Genomic DNA, 23,510 nt, shown 5'->3' with positions numbered 1-23,510 from the left:
GTGGGTCCTCAGTTCGGCGCGCCGGGCGGTACCCGGGGCAACGGGTCGAGGCGCACCGAGTCGGGATCGGCGAGAAAGCCACTGATCAGGTCGGCCGCTTCGCGCCGCGTGTCCTCGCTGTCCGACTGCCGTAGTTCCGTGGCGAGTTGCCGCAGCACGCTGCGCAGTTCCGTGCGCACCTGGGCGTGCAGGGTGCCGTCTCGCAAGACGGTCAGCAGGTGGTTGAGGAGCGTCCAGTCGGCCGTGTGCCGCACCGTCGTCCCGCCGGTCAGGTCCGCCGGAACCGGGTCGGGACGGCGCCAGGTGGTGGCCAGGAGCGCGTCGGCGACATCGCCGGCGGACGGCGTGTCGGGGTCCGTGGCGTGCTGCCAGGCAACCCGGTTGAGGCGGGCCGGTTCCAGGAGGTGTTCGGTGACCAGGGTGACGGCGGCCCGGACCGCGTTGAAGGGGTCGAAGGTCCGGCCCGCGTCGGTGTCGAGGTACTGGTCGGTGCGCCCGTAGCGGACGGCGGGCGGGGTGAGGGCGCCCAACACGGCGTCGGGCAGCGCGAGTTGCTCGGCCCGCAGGAGTTGCGCCAGCCGGATCAGGGCCTCGCGCTGGGTGGCCGCGTCGACGGCTTCTGCGCCCGTACCGTCGTCGCCCGCGAGGCCGTACGCGTAGCGAACTCCGCCGACCAGCCGGGCCACGGCAGTCACCTCGTGCCGGTGCAGGAGGTGCAGCAGGGCGGCGCGCTCCTCCAGTTCGCCGGTCTGGCGGTCGGGCGGGAGCACCCCGCGCGTGAAGCCGTCCAACGCGATGCGCCGGGCCTCCATCATCGTTTCCAGCGCCTGCAGCGCGCGTTCCCGGGTCACCCAGGGCACGGCGTCCGCGTGGGCCGCGTGCGGGCCCGCGGCGTCCTCGTCGGAGATGAAGTGCAGGCCCGCGCGGGCGGCCTCGGCGCGCAGTCGGGCGAGGGCCGTGGGCTCGTCCGCGAACTGCCCGTAGGTATGGGCGACCAGGAAGTGGTCCCAGGGGCCGAGTCCGGTGCTGTAGGCCTCGGAGAGGTCGATGCCCCCGTCGCCGGTGACGCGGAGGCAGGCGTGCGGGTAGTCCATGACCGACGGCTTCGGGTGCGTCGTACTGGCGAAGTTGTGCATGAAGCCGAGGGCGTGGCCGATTTCGTGGGCGGCCAGGTGGCGCAGCCGGGCGAGGACCAACTCCTGGACGGCGGCGAGCCGTTCGGCCTCGTCGAGGCGGCCGTAGGGAGCGAGCAGAGCCTCGCCGAGGGCGCGTACCTGCTCGACGCGCTGGGAGCCGAGCCGGACCCGGGCGTGCAGGATCTCACCGGTGCGCGGATCGGTGAGCCCCTGCCCGAGGGACCAGCCGCGGCCCGCCCGGTGCACCCACACCACGCCGTGGACACCGGGTTCGTACGGGTCGAAGTCGTCGCCGCCGGCCTCGACCCGGTAGGCGTCGGCCAGTCCGATCGCCGCGAAGGCCTCCTGCCACCAGTTGCCGCCTTCGATCACCGCCGAGCGGAAGGGTTCGGGGACGGCCGGGTCGACCCGGAACACGATCGGGGCACTGCCCGGGCCGACGCGGAAGCGGGGCTGCACCTTCACCTGCGTGTCGCGCACGCCAACCCGGCCGTGGTCGGCGTAACCGACGCCGTAGCCGCCCGAGTTGGGGTGGAAGCGGCGGGCGGGCATCGGGTCGGCGGGCAGCCGGATCAGGTTCAGTTGCTGTACGACGGTCAGGGCGGACGGGTCGGCGGCGACCGCGCGGACCGCCGCGCCGCGGCCGGGCCCGCGGAAGGTGAGGAGCGCGGGCAGCCGGGTCCCGCTTCGGCCGGTACGGCTGTCCGCGACGAGGGGGAGGCTGCGCGCCTCGTCGACGGTGTACTCCCCCTGCTCCTTGTCGTGCAGGTGCTCGGCGACGCGGTCGTGGTCGGCGAGGAGGAGCCCGGTGGCGTCCACGACCGCCGCGCCGTTCTCCTCCCGCAGCACCGGCCCGCTCCACACCACGGACAGCGCGAAGGACTCCTGCCCCGCACGCACGGCGGCCGGGTCTCCGGAGGCGCTGAAGTGCTTGTTCCGTACGACGAACAGCACGCGGTCGCCCACCCGTTGGAACTCCGCGAGCCGCGCCTTGCCCGCCCTCCCCCGGTCCAGCCACAGCTCGCTCGAACCCAGGCCCTGGGAGAGGGAGACGGTGAGGAGGAAGGGCTCGTCGAAGTGGCGGATGCCCAGCAGCAGCCGGTCGCGGGGGTGTTCCGGGTCGGGGACGAGATCGATGAAGTCGGCGGGCATGGGTGGCCTTTCGGAAGGGCGGCGCTCGCCATGATCCTCTCAGGCACGACCGGTTGCCGCGCCTGGCGCCCGCACCCCCTTCTCGTCCGTCACTTGATCATTGCTACGGTGCAGCGGTGTCTGACTCTTCACGCGATACCGCCGCAGGCGCCGGCTGGGGCTCCGCCGAGCGCGGCGAGTACAAGCAGCTGATGCCGCCCAAGGTCGAGAAGCTCTCCTGGCTCAGCCCCAAGACGCTGTGGGCCGCCCGCAACGGCGTACTGGCCTCCTGGTTCGGGGACCCCACGGGCCGTACTCGCAGCAGATGGGTGGCGCAGCGCGAGGAGGCCGGAGCGCCCGTCGACAAGGTGATCCGGCGCGCGGACGCCGACCGGTTCTCCTTCATGGTCATCGGCGACACCGGGGAGGGCGACGATCCCCAATACGCCGTCGTGCCGGGCTTTCTGAAGGTCAGTCAGGGCACGGATTTCGCCGTCATCGCCAGCGACGTCATCTACCCGGTCGGCAGTGCGGACGACTACGCCACGAAGTTCTTCCGCCCCTACCAGGACTACCAGGCGCCCATCTACGCGATACCCGGCAACCACGACTGGTACGAGGATCTCGGCGCGTTCATGCGCGTCTTCTGCGGGGACGCCCCGCCTCTCGCCGCCGAGCCGGCCCCGCGCCCCCTCACCCGGGCCTGGACACGCTCGCTGCTGTGGCACCGGCCGCGTGCGACGGACGGTCAACGCCTGGACGAGGCACGGAAGTTGCGGTCCGCGGCGGCCCAACAGGCTGTCCAGCCGGGCCCGTACTGGGCCGTCGACGCCGGACCGGTGCGGATCATAGGCATCGACACGGGCCTGCTCGGCACGATCGACGCCGAGCAGGGCGCCTGGCTGCGCGAGGTGTCCAAGGGCCCCCGCCCCAAGATCCTCATCACCGGCTCGCCCCTCTACGTCGACGGTGAACACCACCCCTGCACGATCGAGGGGGGCAACGGCACCGTCGACGACATCGTCCGCGACCCCGACCACCACTACGTGGCGGCGATAGGCGGCGACATCCACAACTACCAGCGCTACCCGGTCCAGGTGGGCGGCCGCACCATCCAGTACGTCGTCTCGGGCGGCGGCGGGGCGTTCATGCACGCCACCCACACCATCCCCCGCGTCGACATCGCGAACGTCGCCGAGAAGGACTTCCGCTGCTATCCGCTGCGCGGCGACTCCCTCGCCTTCTACAGCGGTCTCTACGGACGCCGCCTGCGCCTGCGGCGCTTCTTCACCCTCACCGAGGACGAGGCGATGGCCGTGATCGCCGAGCGGCTCGGCACCCCACCGACCCGCACCCCCGGCGGACCGGTGCGCGTCACCCGCCGTACGCGCTTCGTGGCCGGTCTGCTCGGCGCGGGCGGCCGCCCCGACCGCACTTCGCGCTTCCGCCTGCCCGTCCGCAAGATCTACACGCAGCTGTTCTCGCCGAGTTCGGCGACGTACAGCCCGCCCTTCTTCAAGTGCTTCCTGCGCCTGGACGTCACCCCGGAGGCCATCCGGCTGCGCTGCCACGCGGCCACCGGCAACCGCGCACAGGAGGTCGAACCGCCGGTCGAGGACGAAGTGACCATTCCGCTGGGCTGACGTGACCTGATCTTGACCAGGGGTGCGGGAACACTTCCCGCGGCGGCCGGGTTGACACCGCAGTAGTACTTGATAAGTCAAACACCCGGTAAGCCAATCCTCCGGAGGAGCCCGTGCCGCCGACCTCACGCCCCCTGCGCAAGCTGGGCTTTCTGACCATCGGCCTGTTCGACGAGGCGGATCCGCGGCGCGGCCACGAGTCCACGCTGGAGATCATCGAGCTCGGCGAACGGCTCGGCTTCGACAGCGCGTGGCTGCGCCACCGTCATCTCCAGTACGGCATCTCGTCCCCGGTCGCCGTCATGGCGGCCGCCTCGCAACGCACCCGCCGCATCGAGCTCGGCACCGCGGTCATCCCGCTCGGCTGGGAGAACCCGCTGCGGCTGGCCGAGGACCTGGCGACGGTCGACATCCTCTCCGGGGGCCGCATCAACCCGGGCGTGAGCGTCGGCCCGCCGATGCACTACGACCAGGTCAAGGAGGCGCTGTACCCGGACACGGCCGATGCGGAGGACTTCTCCTACGAGCGGGTCCGGCGCCTGCTGGACCTCGTGCGGGGCAAGAGCGCCACCGACTTCAGCGGCGTCGAGGGCTTCGAGGCCACCCGGCGGCAGCCGCATATCGAGTACAGCTCCGACCGCGTGCAGCCGCACTCCCCCGGGCTGGGCCGCCGGCTCTGGTACGGCGGCGCCAGCCTGAGTTCCGCACGCTGGGCCGGCGAGCACGGCATGAACTTCCTCACCAGCAGTGTCGTAAAAGCGGAAGGAGCGGACGGAGACAGGGACTTCGACTTCGCGGAGATCCAGCTCTCGCACATCCAGGCCTTCCGCGCCCACCACCCCGACGGCGACAACGCCCGCGTCTCCCAGGGCCTGGTCGTCATCCCCACCGACACCGCCTCGCCGGAGCAGCGCGCCAAGTACGAGGCGTACGCGGCCAAGCGGCTCCCCCGTACGACGTCACCGCAGGGCCCGGCCCGGCTGCTGTTCGCACCGGACATCGTCGGCACCTCCGAGGAGATCGCCGAACGCCTGCAAGCGCACGCCGCGTTCCGCGAGGTCGACGAGGTGGCGTTCGCGCTGCCGTTCGCCTTCGAGCACGAGGACTACGTGCAGATCCTCACCGACATGGCCACGAAGCTCGGCCCGGCGCTGGGCCGGCCGCCGACCAACTGACTTCACCAGCGCCCGGGTTCGGTCCCGACGACCGGTTCGGACGGCTTGCCGTCCACCCCGACGGGCACGTCGCCGGTCAGCATCACCCGGTGCATGGTCCGGGGGAAGCCGAGGTGGGCGTTGTCGCTGGGGGCCAGGTGGATCGTGGCCCGGTTGTCCCAGAAGGCCACGCTGCCCGGCTCCCAGCGGAAACGCACCGTGTACTCGGGCCGGACCGCCTGCTCAAGGAGCATGTCGAGGATCGCCCGGCTCTCCGGGCGGGAGACGTCGGCGATCTGCTCGAGGTAGTAGCCGTTGACGAACAGCACCCGCTCCCCCGTCTCCGGGTGCACGCGCACGAGCGGGTGCACGGAAGCGACCTGATGATCCAGCAGGTGACGCAGGTACGAGTCGTCGCCGGGCCGCGGCTGGTAGCCCACGCCGAGCCGGTGCTCGGCCCGCAGCCCGTCGACGAACTCCCGTACCGGAGCCGACAGTCCGGCATAGGCGGCCGCCAGGTTCGACCAGGTGGTGTCGCCGCCGTACGGCGGTACCGTCTCGGCGCGCAGGATCGTCGCGGCCGGCGGGTCGATGCGGGCACCGTGGTCGCAGTGCCAGCCGCGCAGCAGTGTGTGCCGGCGGCGCTGCAGCCACTCCTCGTGCTCCATGCCGAACTTCCCGCCCAGCTCCAGCCGGTCGGCGGTCGTCTCCACCTCAGGAAAGTCCGGCGGCGAGGCGTTCCCGCGCTTGCGCAGCACGACGGGCTCGCCGAACCGGCGCGCGAACTGCACGTGCCCGGTGTGGTCGAGGCGCTGCCCGCGGAAGAACACCACCTTCCAGCGCAGCACCGCCGCCCGGATCGCGGCGACCACGGCGCCATCCAGGTCACCGGCCAGATCGACGCCCGTGATCTCGGCTCCGATGTGCCCGGCGACCGGCTCCACCTCGATCCCCGCGATCTGTTCGAGCCCCGTCGCCGCTTCCCGCTCCGTCGTCACAAGCACTCCGATGATCGTCCGTACCGGCTCCGCTCCGGCCGGTCCCCTGAAGATCGTGACAGCGATTGCGGGGCCTGGCGACAGGGCCTCGTACCCGCTTCTCCCCGGTGGCGCCCACGCCGTCCGCCGTCCTCGTCCCACCCGTCCGGTTGATCACTGCTCACCCCATCCGTAAGGCTGGAGGTACCGCACAGTCGAGGAAAGGTCCCACGGTGATCAACATCCCGACGCACACGCTCAACGACGGCACGACGCTCCCCGCCATCGGCCTGGGCACCTGGCCGATGAGCGACGCGGAGGCGGAGACCGCCGTGTCCGAGGCCCTGGGCCTGGGCTACCGCCTGGTGGACACGGCGACCAACTACCGCAACGAGTCCGGAGTCGGCCGCGGTGTCGCCCGCAGCGACGTCCCCCGCGAGGAGATCGTCGTGACGACGAAGCTCCCGGGCCGGCACCACGGCTACGAGGAGACCCTCGCCTCCTTCGAGGAGTCCCGCGGCCGGCTCGGCGTGGACTACGTCGACCTGTACCTGATCCACTGGCCGCTCCCCCGCGTCGGCAGGTACGTCGACTCGTGGCGGGCCATGATCAAGCTCCGCGAGGACGGTCTGGTCCGCTCCATCGGCGTCTCCAACTTCACCGCCGAGCACATCGAGCGGCTGGAGAGGGAGACAGGGGTCCTTCCGTCCGTCAACCAGATCGAACTGCACCCGTTCTTCCCGCAGGACGAGCTCCGGGCCTTCCACACCGCCAAGGGCGTCCTCACCGAGAGCTGGAGCCCGCTCGGTCGCGGCACCAGCCTGCTCGACGACCCCGTCGTCATCAGCGTCGCCGAGGCTCTCGGCGTGACGCCGGGCCAGGTCGTCCTGCGCTGGCACACCCAGTTGGGCGCGGTACCCATCCCGAAGTCGTCGAACCCGAAGCGGCAGCGGGCGAATCTCGACGTCTTCGGCTTCGAGCTGGGCCCGGCCCAGATGCGGGCGGTCGCCGACCGCGCCCACCGGCGCATCGGCGGGGACCCGGAGGTGCACGAGGAGTTCTGACGCGCCCTCCGGGCGCTCGGGGCCGCGGGCCGGGTTCGCCGCGCAAGGCACCGCCAGGCGCGGATTGAGTGATTCCGGCCCCAACTGCCCTGCCAGGCCTCTATGTTCACGGCGGTACTCGATCTTCGTCCCCCATCTGGAGAGGCCTTCCGCATGCGCAACGCGCTCCGTACCGCCGTCGTCGGCGCGGTCGTCACCGGCACCGTACTGACCTGCGGCACCGCCGGCGCCACCCCGCCCGGCCCGGGGGTGACCGGCAAGCTGATCAGCCAGACCACGATCGGAGACACCGACTACGTCCTGCGGCAGGTAACCGTCCCGCCCGGGCAGAGCACCGGCTGGCACTACCACGACGGCCCGGTCTTCGGCTTCGTCCAGCAGGGCACCCTCAGCCACTACCACTCGGACTGCGCCTCGGACGGCGTGTACAAGACCGGCACCACCGTCCGCGAGCCGGGCGGACCCGGCGACGTCCACCTGGGCCGCAACGAGGGCGACACCACGCTGATCCTCGACGTGCTGTACGTCCTGCCGCACGGGTCGCCGTACTCGGAGGATGTGCCGAACCCGGGCTGCTCGTTCCAGTGATCACTCCGGGACCAGTGACTGTTCGGCCCAGATCGTCTTGCCCCGGTCCGTCTGCCGGCTGCCCCAGCGCTGGGTGAGCTGGGCGACCAGCAGCAGTCCACGGCCCCCCTCGTCGAAGGCGTGCGCCCGGCGCAGATGCGGTGAGGTGGAACTGCCGTCGGAGACCTCGCAGATGAGGGTGCGGTCGCGGATCAGCCGTAGTTGGACGGGCGGGGCGCCGTACCGGATCGCGTTGGTGACCAGTTCGCTGACGACCAGTTCGGTGACGAAGGCGGCCTCGTCCAGGCCCCAGGCCGTCAGCTGCTCGGTGGCGGCCTGCCGGGCCGCGGCCACACGCTCCGGGTCCGGGGTGATGTCCCAGGTGGCGACCCGGTCCTCGCCCAGCGCCCGGGTGCGGGCCAGCAGCAGGGCCACGTCGTCACTGGGCTCCTCCGGCAGCACGGCCTTGAGGACCGTGTCGCACAGGGTGTCGAGGGTGTCGGCGGGGGCGGTCAGCGCACGGCACAGTTCGGCGGTGGCATGGTCCACGTCGCGGTCGCGATCCTCGATCAGGCCGTCCGTGTACAGGGCCACGACGGAGCCCTCGGGCAGTTCCACCTCTGTCGCCTCGAAGGGCAGGCCACCCACACCGAGCGGGGGTCCGGCCGTCATGGGTACGAGGCTCGCGGTGCCGTCGGGCAGCACGACGGCGGGCGGCGGATGGCCGGCCGCGGCGAGGTTGAGGCGACGCGAGACGGGGTCGTAGACGGCGTAGAGGCAGGTGGCGCCGAACTCGGCGGCCTCGCCGCTGTCGTCCGACGCCAGGTGGGTGACCAGGTCGTCGAGGTGAGTGAGGAGTTCGTCCGGCGGCAGGTCCACGTCCGCGAGGGTACGGACGGCCGTACAGAGCCGGCCCATGGTCGCCGAGGAGGGGATGCCGTGTCCGACCACGTCGCCGACGACCAGCGCGACACGGCTGCCGGACAGCGGAATCACGTCGAACCAGTCGCCGCCGATGCCGACCAGCGACCCCGAGGGCAGATAGCGGTGGGCCACCTCGACCACCGCCTGTCCGGGCAGTCCCCGCGGCAGCAGGCTGTTCTGGAGCGCCAGTGCGGTGGTGCGCTCGCGGGCGAAGCGGCGCGCGTTGTCGATGCAGACGGCGGCCCGGCTGGCGAGTTCCTCGCCGAGTACGGCGTCGTCGCCGCCGTACTCGTCCGGATTCGCGATACGGACGCCGACCACGACGCCCAGCGTGGTGCCGCGGGCACGCAGCGGCACCGCGAGCATCGAGTGAACGCCCCTGCGGTAGGAGCGGCCGTCCGGGGCCCGCGCGTTGCGCTCGGCGACCCACCGCACGAAGTCCGGCTCACCCGCCTGGCTGAGGACGGCCCGCCCGCTGCGCAGGGCCTTCGCGGGCGGCGAGAACGACGGGTAGACGTCGCTGTCGCCCACGTGCACGGCGGCCTCGGGCGTGCCCTCGGTGCCTGAGCCGTGGGCGACACGGCGCAGCACGATGTCGTCCTCCGGAATCGCGGGCCGCTCCTCCGCGCCGAGAACCCAGTCGAGCAGGTCGACGCTGGCGAAGTCGGCGTACCGCGGCACCAGGAGTTCGACGAGTTCCTCGACGGTGCGCACCACGTCCAGGGTGGTGCCGATGGACGCCGCCGCCTCGTTCAGCAGCGCCAGGCGTTGGCGGGCCCAGTACTGCTCCGTGCTGTCGAACGCCGCCAGAGCGACCGCGCTCACCTTGCCGGAGGCGTCCCGCAGGGGCCACATCTCGGTGGTCCACGCGTGGTCCCGGTTCAGGGCAGGGGCGCCCGTGTAGCTCTCGTAGCGGGCCGCCGTGCCCGTCTCGGCGACCTGGCGCAGATGGGCCAGGAAGCCACGGCTGTGCACGGCGTCCTCCACGGTGTCCGAGAAGAACCGGCCGAGCAGGGCCTGCTCCGACACCCCCATGACCCGGCAGGCGACGTCATTGAGGCGCAGATAGTGCTGGCGGGTGTCGAAGACCGACATGGACATGGAGGCCTGCTGGAAGGCCTGGCCGGCCAGGCCTTGCACCAGGTCGCCGGGAGGCCCGGCCGTGATCACGTAGCCGCTGGGTTCACCGCCGTCTCCCACGACGGCACAGGCCCTGATCGGGAGCGTGACAGGGCTCCCGTCGCGGTGTCGCAGCACGACGGTGCCGGTCAGTGCCGCCACGACCTCGGACGGCGGGTCCTCGGCGAGCAGGTCCCGGACCGGCCGGCCCACGACCTCCTCGGCCGGGTATCCCGTCAGCAGCCGGGCACCCTCGCTCCACCCCGTCACCCTGCCCCGGGCATCGACGATCGCCGCAGCGGAGGCGTGCTCCATATCCTTCAGGATGGTGCTTTTGTCGCACCGGTACAACCGAAACGGAGGACCGGCAGGGCCCTCCGTTTCGCGGGTGTCACTTCCCTTGTGCGGCGCGCAGTGCGGCCAGGGCCCGGTCCGCGTGAGTGTTCATCCGGATCTCGCTGCGTACGACCTCGATGACCGTGCGGTCCTGGGCTATGACGAAGGTGACCCGTTTGGTGGGAGCCAGGGTGAATCCGCGCTTCACGCCGAACAGCTCGCGGACCGTACCGTCGGCGTCGGAGAGCAGCGGCATGCCGAGGGTGTGGCGGCCGGCGAACTCCTGCTGGCGTTCGACGGCGTCGCCGCTGATGCCCACGGGGCGCGCGCCGGCGGCGGCGAACTCGGCGGCCAGGTCACGGAAATGGCAGGCCTCCGCCGTGCAGCCGGCCGTCAGGGCGGCGGGGTAGAAGAAGAGCACGACCGGTCCGTCGGTGAGCAGCTCGGACAGCGTGCGGGGAGTGCCGGTCTCGTCCGGCAGCTCGAAGTCGTCGACCGTGTCGCCGATGTCGATGCGGTCCGTCATGACCGTCCCTCCCCGTTCTTCGCGACGCTGCGGGCCCACAGTACGAGGGGCAGTTGCAGCGGCAGCCGTCCTATGGCCGCGGCCTTCTGCGGTGTGGGGCGGCGTCGCCAGTCGACGGCCATCTTCACGTTGGCGGGAAACACGCCGACGAAGAACGCGGCTGTGGCCAGGGCCGCGGTCTTGCGGGTACGGGGCAGGGCGATGCCCGCGGCGAGCGCCAGTTCGACGGCGCCGCTGGCGTACGTCCATGTCCTGGGCTCGCCCGGCAGGGCTCGTGGGATGGTCGCGTCGAACTGGCGCGGTGAGGCGAAGTGGGCGACTCCTGCGGCGCCCAACAGGCCGGCGAGCAGCAGGGGCGAGCGTTCGGACCGTGGCACGGTTCCTCCTCTGATGACCTGCCGCGCGATGTTACCCGAGGGTAGAGGGGCGGTCTCACCACTTGACCTTGACCGAAGGTGAACGCCGAGGGTTTCGGGCATGAGCAACCTCTGCGTGATTCTCGACATCGGCGGCGTCCTGGAGTTCACTCCGCGGACGGGATGGCTCGACCGCTGGGACGAGCGGCTGGGGCTGTCGCCGGGGAGCGTGGACCGGCGGCTGGCCGACGTGTGGGAGGCCGGAGCCGTCGGGACGATCTCCGAGGGCGCGGTGCGCGTCCAGGTCGCCGTGCGGCTCGGTCTCGGCGCCTTGCAGGTCGAGGCCTTCATGGGCGATCTGTGGGAGGACTATCTGGGGATGCCGAACACCGAGCTCATCGAGCACGTGTCGGGGCTGCGGCAGCGCTGCCGGCTGGGCATTCTCAGCAACAGTTTCGTCGGAGCCCGGGAGCGGGAGGCTGCGGTGTACCGGTTCGACGAGCTGGTCGAGGAGATCGTCTACTCCCACGAGATCGGCGTCCGCAAGCCCGACCCGACGGCCTTCGCCGTCGCGTGCGCACGCCTCGAAGTCCGTGCAGGGGATTGCCTGTTCATCGACGACCACCCGCCCAGCGTCGAGGCCGCACGGGCGGCGGGCATGCGGGCCCATCTGTTCGAGGACAACGCTGGGACGTTCGCCCGGATCGCCGCCCATCTTGGCTAGCCGCGGCGGTTGTGGGTTCCCGGTGTGTAGCCGAACGAGCGGTGGAAGACGTCGATGAAGGCGCTGGTGGAGGACCAGCCACAGTGGTGGGCGACGGTGGTGACGGGTGTGTCGTCGGCCAGCATGCGCAGGGCGTGATAGAGGCGGGACTGGGTGCGCCACTGCGGGAAGGTCATGCCGAACTCGCTGCGGAAGAGGCGGCTGAGGGTGCGTTGGCCGGCTCCGGTCGCGGCGCCGAGGGCGGCGAGGGTGAGCGGCTCGGCCGGGTTGGCGTGGACGAGGGCGCAGACTGCGGTCAGGCGGGGGTCGGTGGGGGTGGGCAGGCGCATCGGCTGCTGGGGCGAGGCGCGCAGCTGTTCGCGCAGGACGGCGAGCAGGCGGCGGCGTTCGGGGGTGTCGTCGTCGGGGTCGTGGGTGTAGGCGAGGATCAGCTCGCGCAGGAGGGGGCTGACGGCCAGGACGGTCGGTGCGTCCAGGGCGAGGGGGTTGTCGTCGGCGGGCAGGCCCACCAGATGCAGGTCGAGGTGGCCGCGGGCGCGGTGGGCGTGAACGGTGCCCGCGGGGACCCAGATGGCGCGGGTGCCCGGGGCGAACCACGTACCGGCGTCGGTCGTGACGGCGAGGACGCCGGAGCCGGCGTAGACGATCTGGTGCTCGTCGTGCCGGTGTGCGTCGATGCGTTCCCCGGCGGCCAGGATGCGGGCGCGGGTGGGCGCCTCCGGGGTGTGGCGGATGTTCGACACAAGTAGGCAGGTTATCGAAAGCGGGCCAGGTGCCGGTCCCGCGACGATCGCAGAGTGTCCACGTATCGCAACCGATCCATCACCCTGCTCTCCCTGGGGCATGCCTGTGTCGACGTGTACCAGGGGGCGGTGGCCGCGCTCTTGCCGTTCTTCGTCTCGGAGCGCGCCTACACCTATGCCGCCGCCTCGGGCATCGTCCTGGCCGCTTCTGTGCTGTCGTCGGTGGTGCAGCCCCTGTTCGGGGTGCTCACCGACCGATGGCCGATGCCGTGGCTGCTACCGCTGAGCGCGCTGACCGGGGGCGCCGGTGTCGCCCTGTGCGGGGTCGGCGGCTCGTACGCGCTGACGCTCACCGCGGTCGCGGTGTCCGGGATCGGCGTCGCCGCCTACCACCCGGAGGCCGCCCGCGCGGCCCGCGCCGCCGCGGGCGGCAGCAACACGGCCATGGGCTGGTTCTCCCTCGGCGGCAACATCGGCTTCGCGGTCGCGCCGCTGCTGGTCGCGGCCGTCGTGGGCACCGGGGGCCTGAGTGCCTCTCCCCTGCTGGTCGTCCCGGCGGTGGCGGGTGCGGCGCTGTGCGCGGCCGCGGTGCGTTCGCCGGGGAGCCGCGCGGCGCTCGCCCGTACGGCCGCGGCCACCGGCATCGACGACTGGCCGTCGTTCGTGCGGCTGTCCGGCGCGATCGTGTGCCGCTCGATCGTCTTCGTCGGCCTGAGCGCCTTCGTCTCGCTCTACGTCCGGCAGCGGACGGGTGGCGGTGAGGCCGCCGGAACGGCAGCACTGTTCGTGCTGTACGGGGGTGGAGCGCTCGGCACAGTCGCCGGGGGCCGGCTCGCCGACCGTTACGGGAGGCTCACGGTGGTGCGCCGGTCGTACGCCCTGACCGTCCTGGCCGTCGCCGGCGTGATCCTCGTACCCGGCCCTGCGGTCTATCTGTTCGTCGCGCTCACCTCGGCCGGCCTGTATGTCCCCTTCGCTCTGCACATCACGCTCGGCCAGGACTTGCTGCCCCGGCGGCCGGGCACCGCGAGCGGGGTCACCCTGGGCCTGGCGGTGAGCGTCGGCGGGCTCGCCGCGCCGGGCCTCGGGGCGCTGGCCGACGCAACGTCCCTGCGGACCGCCCTGGTCCCCCTGATCGTGCTGCCCGCCCTGGGCGGACTTCTGTTGCGTGGCCTGCGGGAGCCGGCTCCGGTGACGGAGTCGGCCTCCGTACGGCGGCCGCCTCGTCGACGCCTTCGCAAGACGTCGGCATAAGGCCGACATGAGGCCGGTGTACGGTCAGGCGGTGCGCAGTCAGGCAGTGCCCGCCTGCGCGACCGTCTGGTCCTCCGCATCCGGGTCGATGGCGAAGGCGAGGAAGTCGTCGACCATGCGGTGGAAGAGGGTCGCGAGCTGCCGCAGCTCCTCCGGCTTCCAGTCGGACAGGGCCAGTTGCATGCCGCGGGAACCCGCGTCCCGGATGCGTTCGATGGCCTGCTGCCCGGCATCGGTGAGCTGGATGCGCTGGGCGCGGCGGTCGTCGGGGTCGGGGACTCGGGTGACGTAGCCGGACTTCTGCAGTTGCTGCACGGTGCGCGTGACGTGGGACGCCTCCACTCCCAGCCGGTTGGCCAGCTCCCCGGGGCGCAGCGGCTCCGAATCGGCGACCTGCCGCAGCAGCGCGACGGCCGCACGGTCCAGCGGCACTCCTGCCAGAGCCATCAGCCGGTCGTGCTGCCGGGCGCGCGTGCTCAGGTAGGTGATGCGGGTGAGCGCCCGCTCGATCTCGATGACTTCGTCCGAGGCGGGGATTTCGGGGAGCGGTGGAGTGGACATACGCACCACTTTACCATCTTGTTGCGTAACTCAAGTAATCTGCTGTTACCGGCAGCCGCGGAGGATCTTGCAGTTTCCCCATCCGGCCGATGAGGTAGGCACGGTCGCCGTTGATGTCGCCCATCACGATCGACGTGCCGCGGCTCGCAGGCGGGGCCCCGAGGCGCCCCGCCTGCGATGGATACGCCCTCGAATCCGGACTGGCGTTCACGCCGACGCACCCACGATTCAGTCCGCGCCAACCGCGTGGCCGAGGTCGGCCTGCCCCTGCTGAGCCGGCGAGTTCGTGCGGGACTGGTCCTTCGATGGAGAGGCCGCGTCGTCCATGTCCGGCACGAAGGCAACTTCTCCGTTCAGTACCTTCTTCGCACGTGCCGTGTCCAGCGCACCCTCCCAGCGGGACACCGCGAAGGCCGCAACGCAGTTGCCGAGCAGGTTGGTGGACACCCGCATCGAATCCATGATGCGGTCCACGCCCAGGAGGAGGGCGACAGCTCCGGCAGGAATGACCCCGAGCGCAGAGGCGGTCGCGGAGAGGGCGAGGAACGCCGAACCCGGCACGCCCGCCATGCCCTTGCTGGTGAGCATGAGCATCAGCACAACGGTCACCTGCTGACCCAGGCTGAGGTCGACGCCCACCGCCTGGGCGATGAACAGCGTGGCGACGGAGAGGTAGATCGAGGCACCGTCGAGGTTGAAGGAGTAACCGGTGGGCACGACGAGACCCACGGCGTCGTCGCGGCAGCCGGCATGGCGCAGCTTCTGCATCATCCGCGGCATGACCGACTCACTGGAGGCAGTGCCCAGTGCGAGCACCATCTCCTCGCGGGTGTAGCGGACGAACTTCCACAGACTCAGCCCGGTGGACGCCTTCAACGCCACCGCGAGCAGCAGCAGGAACAGCAGGGCAACGGCGTAGCAGACGCCGATGAGCTTGCCGTACGTCGACATCACACCCAGTCCGTACTGGCCGACCAGGTGCGCGGTGGCGCCGAAGACCGCGAGCGGTGCGAGCTTCATGACGAAGCCAACGATCGTGAAGACGATGTCCTGCACCTGCTCGACGGCCGGAAGGATCGCGGGCACCCGCGTGTGGCCCAGGTGAAGCAGAGCCGCACCCACCAGACAGGCCAGCACCAGCACTTGAAGCAGCGAGTTCTCGGCGAAGGCCCCCACAGCGCTCTCGGGCAGGGAGTGGAGGATGAAGTCGCTGGTCGACGGTAGCGAACTGCCGCCGGTCTGCGCGTCGACGGCGGAAGAGTCCAGCTTGGACGGGTCCACGTTCATCCCCGCGCCGGGCTGGACGAGGTTGCCCGCGAGCAGCCCGAAGAGCAGGGCGAACGTGGTCGCCACCTCGAACCAGACCAGGGCCTTGAGACCGATGCGACCGAAGGCCCGCAGGTTGCCGGCCTTGGTTATGCCGGTGACCACGACGCAGAACACGAGCGGTGCGATGACCGCCTTGATGAGCCTCACGAAGCCATCTCCGAGCGGCTGGGCAGCAGTGCCCACATCCGGCCAGAGCCGCCCAACGACGACTCCGAGGACCAGGGCGCAGGCGACCTGGGTGAACATCGACGTACGCAGTCGGCGTGCGGCGCGTCGTGGCAGAGACGGTACGGACAGCGGCACGGTCTTCCTCCGATCTAGAATTCCACAATGCGGAATTCTTTTTCCGTAGTGCGCTCGCCACTATGGTTCAAGTCACGACTTCGCAGAAGCCCACGAACAACGGCCGGGAAAATATTGGATGTTCGTCCAAGCCCGAACGCCCGGCCCATGGCCGTGACGCGGCCCGGACTTCTCGGCGGAGAGCATGCACCTCCCCCGGTTACCCAGCCACGATCCGGACGTGCCCACAGGTATCCCTGACGCTCGGCCTGCCCGCGGTCGGCAAGACCACGCAGGGGCGGCAACTGACCAGGGAGCCCACGGCGCTGCGGTGACATCGGACGATCTGACGGCCCGTATGCCCCTTTGACATGCTGGAACTTCCTGCCGGGTGCAACCGTGGCGGTCACCGGAGCGGCCGGTGCGGTCGGCTACGCCGTGCAGCTCGCCAAGGCGGACGGATGCCAGGTGATCGCCGACGCGGCACCGAAGGGCGAACGGCTGGTGCAGGACCTCGGCGCCGAGGTCGTACTGCCTCGCGGAACCGAGTTCCCGGAGCTGGTGCGCGAGGAGGTGCCCGACGGCGTCGACGGACTCGTCGACACCGAGGGCGTCATTGCCCGCCGGTGTATCCACGGCGCCGAACTCGTCGGTGAGCTGGACCAGCACGAGGACAACTATCGGCTCTGCTACGTCCGCGGCCCCGAGGACATCGTCGTCGGACTGGCCTAGCAGCTCGGCTGAAGGCCACCGAGAAGACCGTGCGCCCAAAGAATCATCCGGGCAGCCGCGCCTGGGACCTGCGCCGGACCTCGGTTCACAGACCCGCGCGGGTGAAGGTCACATGGGTGACTCCGCTGGGTGTGGAGACGGCCTCGACCTCGTAGTCCTTCTCGAGGCCCTCCAGTCCGTCCCAGAGGCGTACGCCTCGGCCGAGCAGGATCGGGACCACCACGAGGTGCATGCGATCGACGAGCCCGGCAGTGAGGAAGTCGCGGATCATGGTGGGCCCCCCGCCGAGGCGCACGTCCTGGCCGCCTGCGGCCTTGCGGGCCGTCTCGAGCGCCTCGGCGGGCGAGGCGTCGAGGAAGTGGAACGTGGTGCCGCCCTCCATCTCGATCGAGGGGCGCGGGTGATGCGTGAGGACGAAGACCGGTGTATGGAACGGCGGGTTGGGACCCCACCAGCCCTTCCACTCCGGGTCCTCGTGCCACCCGGGGTGGCCGAACTTCCCGGCACCCATGATCTCGGCGCCGATCCCGGGAGCGAACAGCCGCAGGAAGGCGTCGTCGACGCCGCTCGTGCCGCCGTCCTGGCCGAGCATCGCGCGGCCCCACCGGGTGGCGAACATCCACTCGTGCAGCCGTTCGCCGGCGTGGCCGAACGGCGCGTCGAGGCTCTGGCCCTCGCCGGTGGCGAAGCCGTCGAGCGAGAGGGAGATGTGTTGGACGAGGGCGAGTGACATGGTCGATGTTTCCTTTCCTTCGGTCTGTTCTTTCAGTCTGTTCCTTCGGTCTGTTCCTTCGGTCTGTTCCTTCGGTCTGTTCCTTCGGTCTGTTCCTTCGGTCGGTCGTGTTGTGCTGTGTTGTGTCGGATCAGAACAGCAGGCGTGCCGGTTACCGCCGTCAACGAGTGGCTGGGACCAGCAAGGTCCACCAGCCGCACAAACCCGTTACAGATGATCCAGCGGGTGTGGCGTCCAACGCCGACGCCACACCCGTCGGATCGGCGTTCTTGCGCCTGTTCACCGACGCCGGGCAGGAGCACGCAGCGCCTCGCCGAACTGGACCTCAACGCCCATCTCGCCGAGCGTAGTCAAGGAATCGGCACACGGCTGGCCGGCGCCGCGATGGAAGCCGCCCGAGTGGACGGCAGACGCCGCGTCACCGCCCGGACCGCGGACGGATCCCCCGGTCCTCTTTGCGAGTGGTGTCAGTTCCCGTTGCTCGGGATGGTGCGGGTACGCGGGCGGCTTCCGGGCGGCGCGTCCTTGCGGTGTTCGGCAAGGGCGGCGTCCGTGAGGTGGCGGGTGGCGATGCGCGCCAAGGTCTGCAGGGCTGCTTGCGCCTCCAGATGGTCGATGCTGTCGGCATCCTCGGCCACGAGAGGGCTGTCGCTCGTCAGGCAGGTCCAGCCGGTCTCGTCCCGTCCCACCTGGAGCGTGATGACCCCGCCTGTCGGCAGAGTGAGAGTGAGGCTCGCTCCGTCGGCCACCGCCTGCCGGCCGGTATGGAGGACCGCTTGCCGGTGGTTGTCGGAGCTCGCTGCGAGTTCGGCCGGTTCGGCGAGGGCGGCCAAGGCCCGACGGCTGTGGTGCGCGACCTCCTCTCCCTCACCCGCCAGGCTGGACAGCAGCTCTCGGGGTGTCCAGCCCGGCCCCTGATCCGACGGTGGTTCCAACACGTCGGCCACGGCCTCCAGAGCGCGCGACGCGGCAAGTACCGCGCGTACAACCGGATCGTCGGGGTCATGTGTGAAGGCGGGCCGGGCGACAGCGTCGGCGATCCTGGCCACGGTGCGCACCGATTCGCCTCGGAGGGGAACTCCGCTGACTTTGCGGGGACTTGAGATCTCCTGCTCGCGAGAGCCGAGGTCGATGGCTCGCGCGGCCAGATCGGCGTAGACGGTGTCGCGCGAGACACGGGCGAGGCGAGCCAACTCGGCAACGTTGCGGGTGCCGGCGCGCCAAGCGGCGGCCACAGCGTCGGCGCGGTCCTCGCTGAGCCGTTCGCGACGCTCGGACCAGGCAATGAGCCCGGACAGGGCAGCGATGCGTGCAGCTTCGTTCGTCTCGATCACACCGACGACACTATGTCGATTCACTCGACATGTCGAGTGAATCGACACATCATCCCGTGGAGCACCCAAAGGGGCCGTACGGTCAACGACCGCTCGTCACCCCCGCGATTGCGCGAGGCCCGGCGAAGCCCCGGGACCCCGTTCCCCAGGCGGGATCAGGCAGGCTCATTCGAGCCGCAGGTCATCAGGAAGCGGTAGCGCGGCGCTTCGGCGGGCGCCGCAAGTTCACGGCGGAGACCCTCTGACCTGCACATTCCCAACCCGCCCCGCCATGACGCCATAAATGGCTCCCAGATGGCGCCACTTGTGTGCCACTATGGCGCCATCGGGGGCACTCTCTTGGCCTGGCAGCCGAGGGGTGCGCGTTTCGCGGAGTGAGCCATCAAAGGGGTCGGATCATGCAGACATCACAGAGTCGGCCGCAGGCGGCGCCCGGCGCCTTCACCGCCTTCGCCCGCTTCGTGCTCTGCGGCGGCGGGGTGGGGCTCGCCGCCAGCTTCGCCGTGGCGGCCCTCGCCTCATGGATTCCCTGGGTCATCGCCAACGCTCTGATCACCGTGGTCTCCACCCTCCTCGCCACCGAGCTGCACGCCCGTTTCACCTTCGGCGCGGGCGGGCGCGCGACCTGGCGTCAGCACGCACAGTCGGCCGGGTCAGCGGCGGCCGCGTACGCGGTGACCTGCGTGGCGATGTTTGTCCTGCAGCAGCTGATGGCAGCGCCCAGTGCGGTGCTCGAGCAGGTCGTCTACCTGTCCGCCTCCGCACTCGCCGGTGTCGCGCGGTTCGCGGTGCTGCGCCTCGTCGTCTTCGCGCGGAACCGCTCGCAGGCCGCGGCCACCGTCAGCACCGCCCGTCCCGTGCACGCGACCATGGCCCGCCCCTCGACCCCAACCGACCCCGCGGTGCTCTGCTACGCCGCCTGACCTTCCGCCGGGCGGCGTGCGGACCTGGTGCAGTTCACGATTCCACGCGTGCACGCTTCCGCGGGAACTCCCGCACAGCCTCGCCCCAGGCCGCGCCCGCCGCGATCGCCAGCCGCCACTGCCGGATGGCCTTGGGTGGCATGCCGACCGCGAGGGCGCCCGTCACCCGGTCGCCGGTGCGGTACGCGACGACGAACCGGCGGTCGGCCAAGTCGCCGTCAACGACGGTGACTTCGTCGTGGCCCCGCAGATAGCCGTACGCCTGGATCTTCATGTCGTACTGGTCGGACCAGAAGTACGGCACCGGTGCGAACGGCTTGCGCGCGTCGGGGCGGAGCAGGTTGCGGGCGGCTGCCATGCCCTGTTCCGCGGCGTTGGTGCGGTGCTCGATGCGCATCGAAGTACCGAAGAGGGGATTGTGCCAGCGGGCGATGTCACCGGCCGCGTACACGTTCCGCGCGGCCGCGCAGTACTCGTCGCAGACAACGCCGTCGCCGAGGGCCAGGCCGCTGCCCTGCAGCCACTCGGTGTTCGGCAGCGAGCCGACGGCGACCAACACCTCGTCGGCCTCGATCACTTCGCCGTCCGCGAGCCGCACCCCGTCCTCGGTCACCTCGCTCACCGTGACCCGGCAGCGCAGGTCCACACCCCGCTCCACATGGGCGCGGGTGAGCATCTCGCCGACCTCCGTGCCGACGGCGTGGGCCAGCGGCACGGGGGCCGGTTCGAGGAGGGTGACCTTGGCGCCGAGCCGCCAGGCCACGGCGGCGGCTTCCGCCCCGAGGAAACCGGCGCCGACCACGACCAGGCGCAACCCGGGCCCGAGCCGGTCCCGCAGGGTCAGGGCGTCGTCCAGGGTGCGCAGCACGTGCGCACCCTCACCGGGCAGCCGACGCGGCCGTACGCCGGTTGCGAGGATCAGCCCGTCGTACGGCACCTCGGTGCCGTCGGCCAACTGCACCGTGCGCTCGGCGAGTTCGAGGCCGGTCGCCGCGACGCCCAGGCGGAGGTCGAGGCCGAGTGCGGCCAGGTCCGCGGGCCGGCGCAGGGCCAGCCGGTCGGGCTGCCACTCCGCGGCCAGCACGTGCTTGGACAGCGGCGGGCGGTCGTACGGGGCCTGCGGCTCGTCGCCGACCAGGGTGAGGGTGCCGTCGAAGCCCTCGCGGCGCAGCGTCTCGGCCGCCGCGAGTCCGGCGGCCGAGGCACCCACCACGGCGATCCGCCTCACTGCTCGACCAGACGGATCGCGGCGGCGGGGCAGACCGCGACGGCTTCCTTGACGTCGTCGAGGAGTTCGGCCGCGGGCCGGTCCTCCAGCAGGATCGCGATGCCGTCGTCGTCCTGGTCGAAGACGTCCATCGCGGCGAGCACGCACTGCCCCGAGGCGACGCACTTGTCGGCTTCCAGCTCCACCTTCATGTCATTCCCCTTCATCACATGTGGTTCTTGTTCGCTTGCGGGACGGGGAACCGTCACCAGGCGACGGGCAGTTCGTGTACGCCGTAGATGAACGCGTCGTTCTTGAACCTGACGTCCTCCAGGGCGCAGGCAAGCTCGAGCGTCGGGATGCGCCTGTAGAGGGTGCCGTAGACGACCTGGAGCTCCATCCGGGCCAGCGGCTGGCCCAGGCACTGGTGGACGCCGAAGCCGAAGGCCACATGACGGCGGGCGTCGCGCGTGATGTCGAGTCGGTCGGGGTCGGGGAAGACCGCAGGGTCACGGTTGGCGATCTCGTTGACCATGATGACGCCGTCGCCGGCCTTCATGACCTGCCCGGCGATCTCGATGTCCTCGGTGACCGCGCGGCGCCGTCCCAGGTGGGTGATGTGCAGGTAGCGCAGAAGTTCCTCGACCGCCGAGGCGACGAGTTTCGGGTCGTCGGTCTCGCGCAGCAGGGCGAGTTGGTCCGGGTTCTGGAGGAGGGCGAGGGTGCCGAGCGCGATCATGTTCGCGGTGGTCTCGTGGCCCGCGATCAACAGGAGCAGCGCCATCTCCGTCGCCTGCTGGTGGTCGATCTCACCGGCCGTGATGCGCCCCGCGATGCTCGACAGCAGGTCGTCCCTCGGCTCGGCGAGCCGCTTGCCGATGAGCGCGGCCAGATACCCGGCCACCTCACGGCTCGCCCGTCCCCGCTGCTCGGGGGTGGCGTCCCGGTGGACCATGGTCTTGGTGTTGTCCTGGAAGAAGGCGTGGTCGTCGTAGGGCACGCCGAGCAGTTCGCAGATCACCAGCGAGGGGATCGGGAGGGCGAACGCCTCGACGAGGTCGACCGGTCGGGGTCCGGCCAGCATGTCATCGATCAGGCCGTCCACGATCTGCTGCACGGCGGGCCGCAGCGCCTCCACCTTCTTGATGGCGAACGGCGCCGTCACCATCCGGCGCAGCCGGGCGTGTTCGGGGTCGTCCATCATGATGAAGCTGAGCTTGCCCTCCCCGCCCTCGGGCGAGGCCTTGGTCGGATAGCCCGGCCGGTCGGTGTCGGCGCTGACCCTGGCGTCGCCGAGTATGGCCCGCTGCTCGGCGTAACGGGTCACGAGCCACGGCTCGCTCCCGTCCCACAGCCGCACCTTCGTGAGCGGCGCTTCTTCCTGCAGGTCCTTGAGGGCGGGCGGCGGGTCGAACGGGCAGCGGCCCGACCGGGGCATCGGGAACTCCGGTACGGCGTCCGGCACTTCGGGCGCGGATCCGGCCAGCGTGTCGGCCATGGTTCTCCTCGGTGGTGGGGGGCTCCGATCGGGGCGGAGCGCCGGGGTGAAGTCGTCGAGGCCTCGATGAGCACATGCAAACAGAGGGGACTGACGCCTCCCGGTCAGTTACCTGACAGAACGCTGACGTGACCCGGATCACATCGCGAGTTGACGTTTTGGCGGGCCTGCCGACGCACAAACAGGATCACGACAACTACTCATATGTTCATGGGGAGTTGGCAGCATGGCGACGAATCGGAGAACCGGTGCGCGCCAAACGTGAAGGGCTGTGCCATGTCACATGGCACAGCCCTCGCCGGGGACCGACCTCACCCCTCCGATCGTTTGCTCCCCGCCCTCGTCAGGCCTGTACGTCAGGCCTGTACTTCAGCCATCGGCGTCACGCATCGCCGTCAGCCCTCCCCAGCCAGTAGCCGAACCCCCTGCGCGTATGAATCAGCACCGGCGCGTCCCGGTCCACCTTGCGACGGAGGCGCGAGACGAGCTGCTCGATGGCGTTGTCGCCACGGAAGTCGCCCCAGACGTACCGGCCGATCTGCTCCTTGGACAGCACCCGGTGCGCGTTTACGAGGAGGTGGCGCAGCAGCCGGTACTCGGCGGGCGTGAGGTCGAGCGCCCGCGTCCCGCGTCGCGCCTGACATCGGGCGTCGTCCAGGACGAGGTCGCAGTAGCCGAGCGCGCTGTCCCGGCGCGAGCCGAGGTTCGAGCCGCGCAGCAGGACCTGCATCCGGGCCAGGACTTCGGCCACACGGAAGGGTTTGGTGACGTAGTCCTTCTGCCCCAGGCCGAGTTCGGGAAGGAGCCGGCCCAGGGAGTCGTACGCGGTCAGGAAGAGGATCGGCGGGCGGTGGGCGGGCGGCGGGCGACGCTCCCTGCCGAGAGTCGGCACGTCCGGCAGCGTGGCATCGAAGACGACGAGGTCGTAGCGGCGCTCCATGGCTCGCGCCAGCGCCTCGGCACCGGTGCCGGCCAGGCTGATCCGGTAGCCCGCCAACTCCAGGGTGGTCGACAGCAGTTCGGCGAGTTCCGGTTCGCCCGCGACGATCAGGACATGCTGTCCGGCTCCGCGAGCGAGCGCCGGTTTCTCACTGATGGTGCCGTTCGGCGACGAGGGAGGCATGCGACTCACCCTACCGTTCTGCTTGCCTAACTCAAGTAAATCTCTTCCATTGCTTGACTCAAGTAATCTATCTATGCTTGCCTAAAGCAAGCAACCCCTTTCGCGAACCCGGCCGGCATGGCCCTCCCCCGACC

The 23,510-nt window shown here is 70.7% G+C and carries 22 protein-coding genes; 8 read left to right on the top strand and 14 right to left on the bottom strand.

Features of this window, described 5'->3' with window-relative positions:
* Positions 1 to 8: 8 nt before the first annotated feature.
* Positions 9 to 2,288, bottom strand: a complete 2,280-nt coding sequence (locus OG303_RS46875; protein ID WP_405876160.1) for a zinc-dependent metalloprotease — start codon at positions 2,286 to 2,288, stop codon at positions 9 to 11.
* A gap of 116 nt (positions 2,289 to 2,404) precedes the next feature.
* Here OG303_RS46875 and OG303_RS46870 point away from each other — a divergent pair, with 116 nt between their 5' ends.
* Positions 2,405 to 3,910 carry a metallophosphoesterase family protein gene (locus tag OG303_RS46870; RefSeq protein ID WP_405876159.1) on the top strand — a complete coding sequence of 502 codons (1,506 nt, stop codon included), beginning with the start codon at positions 2,405 to 2,407 and terminating at the stop codon, positions 3,908 to 3,910.
* A gap of 113 nt (positions 3,911 to 4,023) precedes the next feature.
* Positions 4,024 to 5,085, top strand: a complete 1,062-nt coding sequence (locus OG303_RS46865; RefSeq protein ID WP_405876158.1) for an LLM class flavin-dependent oxidoreductase — start codon at positions 4,024 to 4,026, stop codon at positions 5,083 to 5,085.
* 2 nt (positions 5,086 to 5,087) lie between these two features.
* On the opposite strand, the gene OG303_RS46860 is transcribed toward OG303_RS46865, so the two are convergent.
* Positions 5,088 to 6,062 (bottom strand): TauD/TfdA dioxygenase family protein, encoded by a 975-nt coding sequence (locus tag OG303_RS46860; protein WP_405877816.1) that lies wholly within the window; start codon positions 6,060 to 6,062, stop codon positions 5,088 to 5,090.
* A 212-nt stretch (positions 6,063 to 6,274) separates the two neighbouring features.
* Between OG303_RS46860 and OG303_RS46855 the strand changes: the two genes are divergently transcribed.
* Both OG303_RS46855 and OG303_RS46850 read left to right on the top strand, forming a co-directional pair.
* Complete coding sequence (locus OG303_RS46855; protein ID WP_405876157.1) at positions 6,275 to 7,105, top strand: aldo/keto reductase; 831 nt, start codon at positions 6,275 to 6,277, stop codon at positions 7,103 to 7,105.
* A 153-nt stretch (positions 7,106 to 7,258) separates the two neighbouring features.
* Complete coding sequence (locus OG303_RS46850) at positions 7,259 to 7,693, top strand: cupin domain-containing protein (RefSeq protein WP_405876156.1); 435 nt, start codon at positions 7,259 to 7,261, stop codon at positions 7,691 to 7,693.
* Here the strand turns inward: OG303_RS46850 and OG303_RS46845 are convergent, their stop codons facing one another.
* The 3 genes from OG303_RS46845 to OG303_RS46835 all read right to left on the bottom strand — a co-directional run bounded on the left by OG303_RS46845 (position 7,694) and on the right by OG303_RS46835 (position 10,954).
* Positions 7,694 to 10,030 (bottom strand): SpoIIE family protein phosphatase, encoded by a 2,337-nt coding sequence (locus OG303_RS46845; protein WP_405876155.1) that lies wholly within the window; start codon positions 10,028 to 10,030, stop codon positions 7,694 to 7,696.
* A gap of 76 nt (positions 10,031 to 10,106) precedes the next feature.
* On the bottom strand, positions 10,107 to 10,577 hold the full coding sequence (locus OG303_RS46840; RefSeq protein ID WP_405876154.1) for a peroxiredoxin: 471 nt from the start codon (positions 10,575 to 10,577) through the stop codon (positions 10,107 to 10,109).
* Positions 10,574 to 10,954, bottom strand: a complete 381-nt coding sequence (locus OG303_RS46835) for a DoxX family protein (protein WP_405876153.1) — start codon at positions 10,952 to 10,954, stop codon at positions 10,574 to 10,576. Before OG303_RS46835 ends, OG303_RS46840 begins: the two co-directional genes overlap by 4 nt.
* A gap of 100 nt (positions 10,955 to 11,054) precedes the next feature.
* On the opposite strand from OG303_RS46835, the gene OG303_RS46830 reads away from it, so the two are divergent.
* Positions 11,055 to 11,657 (top strand): HAD-IA family hydrolase, encoded by a 603-nt coding sequence (locus OG303_RS46830; protein ID WP_405876152.1) that lies wholly within the window; start codon positions 11,055 to 11,057, stop codon positions 11,655 to 11,657.
* Here the strand turns inward: OG303_RS46830 and OG303_RS46825 are convergent.
* Positions 11,654 to 12,400, bottom strand: a complete 747-nt coding sequence (locus tag OG303_RS46825) for an AraC family transcriptional regulator (RefSeq protein ID WP_405876151.1) — start codon at positions 12,398 to 12,400, stop codon at positions 11,654 to 11,656. The genes OG303_RS46830 and OG303_RS46825 overlap by 4 nt on opposite strands.
* A gap of 54 nt (positions 12,401 to 12,454) precedes the next feature.
* Here OG303_RS46825 and OG303_RS46820 point away from each other — a divergent pair, with 54 nt between their 5' ends.
* The gene (locus tag OG303_RS46820) at positions 12,455 to 13,654 is read left to right on the top strand and encodes an MFS transporter (RefSeq protein WP_405876150.1); all 1,200 of its coding nucleotides are present in this window, start codon (positions 12,455 to 12,457) and stop codon (positions 13,652 to 13,654) included.
* Between the two features lie 39 nt (positions 13,655 to 13,693).
* Here OG303_RS46820 and OG303_RS46815 read toward each other — a convergent pair whose 3' ends face one another.
* Entirely contained in the window at positions 13,694 to 14,215 is a 522-nt protein-coding gene (locus OG303_RS46815; protein ID WP_405876149.1) for a MarR family winged helix-turn-helix transcriptional regulator, read from the bottom strand.
* Between the two features lie 228 nt (positions 14,216 to 14,443).
* Positions 14,444 to 15,790, bottom strand: a complete 1,347-nt coding sequence (locus tag OG303_RS46810) for a cation:dicarboxylate symporter family transporter (RefSeq protein WP_405877814.1) — start codon at positions 15,788 to 15,790, stop codon at positions 14,444 to 14,446.
* 435 nt (positions 15,791 to 16,225) lie between these two features.
* Between OG303_RS46810 and OG303_RS46805 the strand changes: the two genes are divergently transcribed.
* Complete coding sequence (locus OG303_RS46805) at positions 16,226 to 16,558, top strand: hypothetical protein (protein WP_405876148.1); 333 nt, start codon at positions 16,226 to 16,228, stop codon at positions 16,556 to 16,558.
* Between the two features lie 85 nt (positions 16,559 to 16,643).
* On the opposite strand, the gene OG303_RS46800 is transcribed toward OG303_RS46805, so the two are convergent.
* The gene (locus tag OG303_RS46800) at positions 16,644 to 17,291 is read right to left on the bottom strand and encodes a dihydrofolate reductase family protein (RefSeq protein WP_405876147.1); all 648 of its coding nucleotides are present in this window, start codon (positions 17,289 to 17,291) and stop codon (positions 16,644 to 16,646) included.
* A 467-nt stretch (positions 17,292 to 17,758) separates the two neighbouring features.
* Positions 17,759 to 18,625, bottom strand: a complete 867-nt coding sequence (locus OG303_RS46795) for a hypothetical protein (protein WP_405876146.1) — start codon at positions 18,623 to 18,625, stop codon at positions 17,759 to 17,761.
* A gap of 398 nt (positions 18,626 to 19,023) precedes the next feature.
* Between OG303_RS46795 and OG303_RS46790 the strand changes: the two genes are divergently transcribed.
* Positions 19,024 to 19,548 (top strand): GtrA family protein, encoded by a 525-nt coding sequence (locus OG303_RS46790; RefSeq protein WP_405876145.1) that lies wholly within the window; start codon positions 19,024 to 19,026, stop codon positions 19,546 to 19,548.
* Between the two features lie 34 nt (positions 19,549 to 19,582).
* On the opposite strand, the gene OG303_RS46785 is transcribed toward OG303_RS46790, so the two are convergent.
* The 4 genes from OG303_RS46785 to OG303_RS46770 form a co-directional block, all read right to left on the bottom strand.
* Positions 19,583 to 20,776 (bottom strand): NAD(P)/FAD-dependent oxidoreductase, encoded by a 1,194-nt coding sequence (locus OG303_RS46785; protein WP_405876144.1) that lies wholly within the window; start codon positions 20,774 to 20,776, stop codon positions 19,583 to 19,585.
* Positions 20,773 to 20,967, bottom strand: a complete 195-nt coding sequence (locus tag OG303_RS46780; protein WP_405876143.1) for a ferredoxin — start codon at positions 20,965 to 20,967, stop codon at positions 20,773 to 20,775. Before OG303_RS46780 ends, OG303_RS46785 begins: the two co-directional genes overlap by 4 nt.
* 53 nt (positions 20,968 to 21,020) lie before the next feature.
* Positions 21,021 to 22,253, bottom strand: coding sequence for a cytochrome P450 (locus OG303_RS46775; RefSeq protein WP_405876142.1), 1,233 nt, complete (start codon positions 22,251 to 22,253; stop codon positions 21,021 to 21,023).
* A 382-nt stretch (positions 22,254 to 22,635) separates the two neighbouring features.
* A complete protein-coding gene (locus tag OG303_RS46770) occupies positions 22,636 to 23,376 on the bottom strand; it encodes a response regulator transcription factor (RefSeq protein WP_405876141.1) in 741 nt (246 codons plus the stop codon).
* Between the last annotated feature and the right edge of the window lie 134 nt (positions 23,377 to 23,510).

This window comes from Streptomyces sp. NBC_00005 (assembly GCF_045160215.1).
GTDB lineage: Bacteria > Actinomycetota > Actinomycetes > Streptomycetales > Streptomycetaceae > Streptomyces.
Note: the sequence above shows the minus strand (reverse complement) of the source record. Positions and strands in the feature narration are given on the sequence as shown.

Excerpts from the sequence above, each read along its gene's own strand:
- OG303_RS46875 (WP_405876160.1), bottom strand. The coding sequence starts at position 2,288 with ATGCCCGCCGACTTCATCGATCTCGTCCCCGACCCGGAACACCCCCGC.
- OG303_RS46850 (WP_405876156.1), top strand. The coding sequence starts at position 7,259 with ATGCGCAACGCGCTCCGTACCGCCGTCGTCGGCGCGGTCGTCACCGGC.
- OG303_RS46845 (WP_405876155.1), bottom strand. The coding sequence starts at position 10,030 with ATGGAGCACGCCTCCGCTGCGGCGATCGTCGATGCCCGGGGCAGGGTG.
- OG303_RS46840 (WP_405876154.1), bottom strand. The coding sequence starts at position 10,577 with ATGACGGACCGCATCGACATCGGCGACACGGTCGACGACTTCGAGCTG.
- OG303_RS46830 (WP_405876152.1), top strand. The coding sequence starts at position 11,055 with ATGAGCAACCTCTGCGTGATTCTCGACATCGGCGGCGTCCTGGAGTTC.
- OG303_RS46815 (WP_405876149.1), bottom strand. The coding sequence starts at position 14,215 with ATGTCCACTCCACCGCTCCCCGAAATCCCCGCCTCGGACGAAGTCATC.
- OG303_RS46810 (WP_405877814.1), bottom strand. The coding sequence starts at position 15,790 with ATGTTCACCCAGGTCGCCTGCGCCCTGGTCCTCGGAGTCGTCGTTGGG.
- OG303_RS46800 (WP_405876147.1), bottom strand. The coding sequence starts at position 17,291 with ATGTCACTCGCCCTCGTCCAACACATCTCCCTCTCGCTCGACGGCTTC.
- OG303_RS46790 (WP_405876145.1), top strand. The coding sequence starts at position 19,024 with ATGCAGACATCACAGAGTCGGCCGCAGGCGGCGCCCGGCGCCTTCACC.
- OG303_RS46780 (WP_405876143.1), bottom strand. The coding sequence starts at position 20,967 with ATGAAGGTGGAGCTGGAAGCCGACAAGTGCGTCGCCTCGGGGCAGTGC.
- OG303_RS46775 (WP_405876142.1), bottom strand. The coding sequence starts at position 22,253 with ATGGCCGACACGCTGGCCGGATCCGCGCCCGAAGTGCCGGACGCCGTA.
- OG303_RS46770 (WP_405876141.1), bottom strand. The coding sequence starts at position 23,376 with ATGCCTCCCTCGTCGCCGAACGGCACCATCAGTGAGAAACCGGCGCTC.